Here is a 2043-nt window from a genome sequence, read left to right as displayed (position 1 = left end):
CCACGGAAACGCCAGGAATCTCGTCGCCCGGCTGATCCTTCCACCATTCCCCGGCGGTCAGCTTGTTGCCGGCCGGCAGGTCGGCGGCCCACGTCAGACTGAGATCGCGCTGAATGGCGCGGTCGCCGGCCGAATCCTTGCTGACGATCTGCTGCACTGCTTCGTCGTTGATGCTGATCAGGCGTCCTGGCACCACCGGGTACAGGGGCGCTGCTTGCGCGGACACGTTGACCAAATGATCGGTGAAGGCCTGTTTGTCCGCCGGCAGGATGTTCAGGGCAAAGTAGTTCGGGGCGTTTTTCGGCAACTGGTTCTGCCAGGTGTCGAGCAGTTCACCACGCAGCAGGGCGATCAAGGCCATCGACAACAGAATCAAACCGAACGCCAATGCTTGCCCGGCGGCGGCCAGTGGATGACGCAACAACTGGCCAAGGCCCAGGCGCCACGGCAGGGAGGCGCGGGCCAGCAGGCGGCGCAAACTGTTGAGCAGCAACAGTAGCAATCCACCCAGAATGACCGCCGCTACCACACCGCCGCCGAGCAGGGCGAAGGTCAGCAGCAGGTCCAGGCTCAGGCGCCACATGATCAGGCCGAGGGCGCCCAGGGCTGCGCCGTAAACCATCCAGGTGCTCGAAGGAATCGGCAGCATGTCGCGGCGCAGTACGCGCAGCGGCGGTACACGTCCCAACGCGGCGAGCGGTGGCAGGGCGAATCCGGCCAGCGCCACCAGTCCGGTGCCGATCCCGGCAATGGCCGGGAACACTCCGCCCGGTGGCACATCACTTGGCAGCAGGTCATGCAGCAACGCGAACAGACCCAGTTGCGCCAGCCAGCCGAGCAGCGCGCCGCTGAGGGCGGCAAGCAGCCCGAGCGCCGTCAGCTGCAGGCTGAACAACACCATGGTTTCCCGGCGCGACAGACCCAGGCAGCGCAACAAGGCACTGGCGTCGAAGCGGCGACTGGCAAAGCGATTCGCCGACAACGCCACGGCCACCCCGGCCAGCAGCACCGCCACCAGACTGGCCATGTTCAGATAACGCTCGGCTTTGCCCAGCGCGCCGCCAATCTGCCGATTGCCGTCACGGGCATCCTGAATCCGCTGGTTCGCCGCCAGCCCCGGTTTGATCAATTGCCGATAGGTTTCCAGCGCCTGCGGTTCACCGCGCCAGAGTTCGCGGTAGCTCACGCGACTGCCGGGCTGGACCACGCCAGTGGCGGCGAGATCATCGAGGTTGATCATGACCCGTGGCGTCAGGCTGTAGAAGTTGCCGGCGCGGTCCGGTTCGTAGGTCAGCACGCGCGTCAGCTTCAACGTCTTCATGCCGACGTCGATGCTGTCGCCGATCTTCAGGTCCAGTGCGGTCAGCAGGCGCGCCTCGACCCAGGCCTCACCGGGTTGCGGTTCACCGCCAGACACTTCGACAGCGAATGGCGCCGGGGCGCTCTTCAGTTCACCGCGCAAGGGATAGGCGCGATCGACCGCTTTGATGCTCGATAGCTGAATGCCGTTGTCGGTAGCAATGACGCTGGAAAACTCCACGACCTGCGCGTGATTCAAGCGCAGCTCGGTGCCGCTGCGGATCTGTTCCTCGCGTGCCGGCGAGCTGCCTTCCAGCACCAGGTCGGCGCCCAGGAACTCGGTGGCGCGCAGCATCATGGCGCCATTGAGGCGGGCACCAAAGTAGCCGATGGCGGTACTGGCCGCCACGGCGACCACCAGTGCGAAGAACAACACGCGCAACTCCCCGGCGCGGGCATCGCGCAGCAGTTGGCGAATGGCGAGGCTGAACAGGCGCAACAGCGGCAGACGTGCCATCAAGGCTCCAGAGGGGCGACCAACAGCCCGGCTTCAAGTCGGATCAGACGCCGGCAGCGATGGGCCAGGCGTTCGTCATGGGTCACCAGCACCAGGGTGGTGCCGCGTTCCTTGTTCAATTCGAACAGCAAGTCGCTGATGCGCTCGCCGGTGTGGCTGTCGAGGTTGCCGGTGGGTTCGTCGGCGAACAGCACATCCGGCTCGGCAGCGAACGCACGGGCAATGGC

Annotated in this window: 1 protein-coding gene and 1 pseudogene; both read right to left on the bottom strand. The window is 65.5% G+C overall.

Going from position 1 to position 2043, the window contains the following annotated elements; all coding sequences use genetic code 11:
* Window positions 1-1816 (bottom strand): ABC transporter permease (locus DBR24_RS28270; protein WP_128616344.1); only part of this gene is annotated, 1816 nt, incomplete at its 3' end.
* Window positions 1816-2043, bottom strand: a pseudogene (locus DBR24_RS34195) (ABC transporter); the annotation flags it as partial. The pseudogene DBR24_RS34195 and the gene DBR24_RS28270, both read right to left, overlap by 1 nt.

It is taken from the genome of Pseudomonas sp. HMWF006 (assembly GCF_003061205.1).
Classification (GTDB): domain Bacteria; phylum Pseudomonadota; class Gammaproteobacteria; order Pseudomonadales; family Pseudomonadaceae; genus Aquipseudomonas; species Aquipseudomonas monsensis.
The sequence above is the reverse complement of the archived record's forward strand: the minus strand, read 5'-3'. Positions and strand labels throughout refer to the sequence as shown.